This is a genomic window from Comamonas sp. SCN 65-56 (genome assembly GCF_001724135.1).
GTDB lineage: Bacteria > Pseudomonadota > Gammaproteobacteria > Burkholderiales > Burkholderiaceae_C > Comamonas_C.
The window spans coordinates 1-5,185 of sequence record NZ_MEDS01000050.1 but is presented as its reverse complement, the minus strand read 5'-3'; the positions used below and the strand labels follow the sequence as shown (position 1 = coordinate 5,185).

Here is a 5,185-nt window from a genome sequence, read left to right as displayed (position 1 = left end):
GCCAGCACCAGCAGGGTCAGCACGAACTGCAGATACCAGCTGCGCTGCATGCCGACGGTGTTCATGACCCAGTCGTGCATGGCCGGGATCAGGTGCGAGCCCATTTCGAGCACGAACACCGGCAGGGTCAGCACGCCGGCCACGATCAGGTCGCGTTTCAGTTCCGCGCGTTCGGCGTCTTTCTTTTCCGCGGCTTCGTCGCCGGCCCGCGCGGTGGTGTCGATCGGACGAGCCTCGTAGCCGGCCTTTCCGATGGCGGCCACCAGCTCGCCCACACCGGCCATGCCGCGCACGGTAGCGCGCTCGGTCGCGAGATTGACGTTCGCTTCCGTGACGCCGGGCACCGCCTTCAGCGCCTTCTCGACGCGGCCCACGCACGAGGCGCAGGTCATGCCCTCTACCGCCAGTTCGACGGTTCCGGCAGGCACCTTGTAGCCCGTCTTCTCCACCGCCCGGATCAGCGCCATGCGATCGACGGGGGCGGCCAGGCGGATGTCCGCCCGTTCGGTGGCGAGATTGACCGAGACGCTGTCCACGCCTTCGACCCGGGCCAGCGCGGCCTCGACGCGGCCGACACAGCTGGCGCAGCTCATGCCTTCGATGAGCAGGCTGATCGTTGCAGCGGCAGCAGGAGTGACCGCCGCGGCTGCGGCGGGGGCACCGAGCGTGTCGGGCCTGCGCATGGCTTGCGCCTCATGATTGGAATTCGACATGGATGTAGTTTGAACCTTGCCATGGTTGGAAGGTAAAGTCCTCACTGTCGCGTCGATCCGCCGGGTCGCCGTCGATACGTCGCGTCTGTCACCCGTCCGGTTCGGAACCCGGCCATCTCGGGGCAGAATCGCCTGCACAGGAGTTGTGCAGACGTGATTCCCCACGACGGACGGATCGGCCTCGTTCTGATGGGCGGCGGAGCCCGTGCCGCCTATCAGGTCGGGGTGCTCGACGCGATCCGGCAGGTGCTCGCCGAGGCCGGCTGGCCGGCTTCGCGCAACCCGTACCCGATCATCTGCGGTACTTCGGCCGGTGCGGTCAACGCCGCCGCACTCGCCAGCGGTTGCGACGACGCCGGCGCGGCGGTGTGCGCGATCGTCGAGCGGTGGTCCACGCTGCATGCGGGCGACATCTACCGCACCGATGCGATGGGCGCGCTCGGCAACGCGGCGCACTGGATTTCGTCGCTGTTGCTCGGCTGGATCGTGCGCACGCACCCGCGATCGCTGTTCGACAACAGCCCGCTGGAGTCGCTGCTGCCCAGGCTGATCGATCCGCATCGCATCGCACGCAGCCTCGAGTCCGGCAAGCTTCGCGCGCTGGCGATCACCGCATCGAGTTACACGTCGGGCCAGCACGTCACGTACTTCCAGGCCGGCGAGCCGCTCGCTCCATGGTCGCGCACGCAGCGACTCGCCTGCCCGAGCGTCATCTCGATCGACCATGTGTTGGCGTCGAGCGCGATCCCGTTCGTGTTTCCGGCCGTTGCGCTCGACCTCGACGGCCGCCACGAATACTTCGGTGACGGCTCGATGCGGCAACTCTCGCCGATCAGTCCGGCCATCCATCTCGGTGCCGACCGCATCCTGGTGATCGGCGCGGGACAACTCGAAGCAGGCACGGTGCAGGCGCCGCACACCGGTTCGCAGTACGCGTATCCCAGTCTCGCGCAGATCGCCAGCCATTCGCTCTCGAGCATCTTTCTCGATGGACTGGCCTACGACATCGAGCGGCTGAGCCGCATCAACCGTACGCTGAGCCTGATTCCCGAGGAGCGGCGCCTGCACAGCACGCTGCGTCCGATCGAGATCCTCGCGATCACGCCCAGCCGCCGGCTGGATTCGATGGCGGCGGGGCTGGCATCCGCGCTGCCGCGTTCGGTCCGCACCATCCTGCGGGTCACGGGCGGCACCGACCGGCGCAGTGCCGCGCTGCTGTCCTACCTGCTTTTCGAGCCGGTCTATACGCGAGAACTGATCGCGCTGGGGCGCAACGATGCATTCGCACGTCGCGCAGAGGTGCTGGCGCTATTCGGTCTCGGCAGCGGCGAACCCCTCAGGACCTGCGTCGCGCCGCCTGCCATTGTCGCGAACCGTTGACGGTGCCCTGCATCCGGTTGCCGTCGACCCGACCGACGTACCGGTCCTTGCCGATGGCGAAGCGCACCTGTGTGCCTTCGAGCCGCGCCTGCGTGATCGGCCGCGTCGCCGCACCGTCGCGCAGCGTTCCTTCGAGCATCTGGAAGCTCTGCGTCAGTTCGAGCGTCTTGCCGTCGAGCACCCAGGTTCCTGCGACCTTGGCAGGCACGATCCATTTCAGTGCGCGGCAGTACGACGTGCAGTCTCCACCTACGTCGGCGGTTTCGTCCGCCTGCCATTCGCCCATGTCGAACGAATTGGCGACGATGCGCGTGCCCGGCGGCATGTCGAGCAGGATCGGGCGCAGCCGAAGGTTCAGGCTCGGCAGCAGAAAGAGCGTCACCACGGTGGCCTCGGAGAAGTCGGATTCGAAGATATCCCCCTGCTCGAACGTGGCGCGGTCCGAGACGCCTTCGGCTTGCGCGTTCCGCCGGGCCATTTCCACCATGTCCGGGTTGAACTCGATGCCGCGCGCCTTCGCACCGCGCTTGGCGGCGGTGATCACGGTTCGACCGTCGCCCGAGCCCAGATCGACCAGCCGATCCCGCGGCGTCAGTTGCGCCATGTCCAGCATCCGGTCCACCAGCGCCTGCGGCGAGGGCACCCAGATGACGTCCTTGCCGGCCTGGCCCACCGTTGGGGCGTAAGTTTCGGTCGCGGTGCCGGTCTGCGCGCAGGCCGTGCCGCCGAACGCCATCGTCGCGGCCACCGCGGCGAGGAAGGTTCTGCGAAAGGGCTTCAAGATCGATCTCCCATGGGAGGAGGTGAGCTTACCCCGAGGCCGCCGTTGTCGTCGTCCGATGTCCTGTCGGCGTGAACCCGCGGGCGATCGGCAAGGCAAGCGGCATTCCTGCCGCGCGTTCTCATGCTCTTTGGGTCGCAAGGCGCTGCTAAGCTTTCCGGCGCATGGAAGCCGTCAACCAACTGCTGCTCGCCGGCGCGCTCGTGATGTTCGCCGGGATCCTGCTCGGCGCGTTCTCGTCGCGCTTCGGCATTCCTTTCCTGCTCGTGTTCCTGATCGTCGGAATGCTCGCGGGCATCGACGGGCCGGGCGGCATCGACTTCGACGACCATCGGCTGGCGTTCTTCGTCGGGAACCTCGCGCTGGCGATCATCCTGCTGGACGGCGGACTGCGAACGAAACTCGCAACGTTCCGCGTGGCGCTGCGTCCGTCGCTGGTTCTCGCGTCGGCCGGAGTCGTGTTGACGTCGCTGCCGCTGGGACTGTTCACCGCCTGGGCGTTCGACGTCGACTGGGAAGTCGGCCTGCTGCTCGGGGCGATCGTCGGTTCGACCGATGCCGCCGCCGTTTTCGCGCTGCTTCGCGCCAGCGGAACGCGGCTGAACGAACGCGTCGCGAACACGCTCGAGATCGAATCGGGCATCAACGACCCGACCGCGATCTTTCTCACCACGCTGATGATCGAGGTGGTGATGGCGCCGGACGAGGTGCGCGGACTGGAACTCGTGCGGCAACTCGTCGTGCAGTTCGGCCTCGGCGCCGCGCTCGGCCTGATGCTGGGCTTCGCGATGGCGTGGATCATGCGGCAGGCGGTGGTCGGCGAAGGCCTCAGTGCGCTGCTGCTGTGCTCGGGCGGCGTTACCGCGTTCGGCATCGTCAACACGCTAGGCGGCAGCGGGTTCATTGCGGTCTATCTGGTGGGGCTCGTCGTAGGCAACCGGATGCGCCGTTCCGCCGAGAACCTGTTGCGCGCGATGGACGGGATGGCGTGGCTCGCGCAATCGAGCATGTTCCTGCTGCTCGGACTGCTGGTGAACCCGAACGAGATTCCGGCGATCGCGTGGAACGCGCTGCTCGTCTCGGCGTTCCTGATGCTGGTCGCCCGACCGTTCGCAGTGTGGCTTTGCCTGTTGCCTTTCCGGTTCGCGCCGCGCGAGGTCGCTTTCATGGGGTGGATCGGGCTGCGCGGCGCGGTGCCGATCGTGCTCGCGATGTTTCCGCTGATGGCCGGCGTGCCCGATGCGCGGCTGCTGTTCAACGTCGCTTTCGTCGTCGTGCTGACTTCGCTGTTGCTGCAGGGCGCATCGGTGCCGTATGCGGCACGACGTTTCGGCGTCGGATTGCCGCCGCGCGACGAACCGAGGGTCCGGCCCACGTTGTCCGACGACCACCTCGCGGTGCTCGAGTTCAGGATCGGCGAACGTTCGCCGATGGTCGGGGTCGACCTGCGCACGCTGGACCTGCCCGAAGGTTCGCGGATCGTCGGCGTGCTGCGCAGCCGGGCGCTGATCCGCGACGATTCGGTCGGAGTGCTCGTGTGCAACGACGTCGTGATGCTCGTCGCACCCGACACCGAGGTCGATCATCTGTCGGACCTGTTCACGAACGTCGAGGCGGCGGTACGCCGGCGTTTCTACGGCGACTTCGTGCTCGAGGGCGCCGCCGCGTTCGCCGATGTCTGCGCTGCCTACGGGTGCGCGATGCCCGAGGGATTCGAGACGCTGACGCTCGACGAGGCGATGCGCAGAAGGGCGCGGCGCATCGTCGAAGGCGACTCGGTCCAGATCGAGCGCCTGCTGCTGATCGCGCGCGAGGTCTCGCGGGGGCGCGTGGTCAAGGTCGGCCTGAAGCTCGAACGCGCGGCACCGCGCCAGGCGTGAGCGCGCGAGCCCGGTCCGCGCGCCGCCGGCAAACCCGGCGCCTGCACCCCGCCGGCGGCTGCGTTCACCGCACGTCGTCGTCGAAGTACTCGCCTTCGCCGCGCACCACGGGAACGGCGCGCTGCTGCTCGCGAAGCCGCATCTCGACGCGGCGGATCTTGCCCGAGATCGTCTTCGGAAGATCGGCGAATTCGAGCCTGCGGATGCGCTTGTACGGCGCGAGCCGTTCGCGGCAGAAGCGCAGGATGCTCGCGGCGGTTTCGGCGTTCGGCGCGTGACCCGCGCTCGGCACGACGAAGGCCTTGGGCACCGCCATGCGCAGCGGGTCGGGCGGCGCATAGGAAATTCAAAAGGTCCCCGGAAGCCCCATTGGGAGCTGGGTTGGCAGCCGATACCGGCTTGACGGGCCTGGAACTGACGCCTGAGCCATT

General features: G+C 67.7%; 4 protein-coding genes and 1 pseudogene. 2 read left to right on the top strand and 3 right to left on the bottom strand.

From position 1 onward, the window contains the following. A partial coding sequence (locus ABS45_RS17560; protein WP_291558285.1) for a copper ion binding protein occupies window positions 1–593 on the bottom strand: 593 nt, incomplete at its 3' end. 273 nt (window positions 594–866) lie between these two features. Between ABS45_RS17560 and ABS45_RS17555 the strand changes: the two genes are divergently transcribed. Next, a complete protein-coding gene (locus ABS45_RS17555) occupies window positions 867–2,093 on the top strand; it encodes a patatin-like phospholipase family protein (protein ID WP_291558282.1) in 1,227 nt (408 codons plus the stop codon). Here ABS45_RS17555 and ABS45_RS17550 read toward each other — a convergent pair. Then, a complete protein-coding gene (locus tag ABS45_RS17550; RefSeq protein WP_291558279.1) occupies window positions 2,050–2,874 on the bottom strand; it encodes a methyltransferase domain-containing protein in 825 nt (274 codons plus the stop codon). The genes ABS45_RS17555 and ABS45_RS17550 overlap by 44 nt on opposite strands. A gap of 164 nt (window positions 2,875–3,038) precedes the next feature. Between ABS45_RS17550 and ABS45_RS17545 the strand changes: the two genes are divergently transcribed. Then, on the top strand, window positions 3,039–4,754 hold the full coding sequence (locus ABS45_RS17545; protein WP_291558276.1) for a potassium/proton antiporter: 1,716 nt from the start codon (window positions 3,039–3,041) through the stop codon (window positions 4,752–4,754). Window positions 4,755–4,818: 64 nt separating this feature from the next. On the opposite strand, the pseudogene ABS45_RS17540 reads toward ABS45_RS17545, so the two are convergent. After that, a pseudogene (locus ABS45_RS17540) lies at window positions 4,819–5,088 on the bottom strand (AMP-dependent synthetase); the annotation flags it as partial. Window positions 5,089–5,185 lie beyond the last annotated feature (97 nt).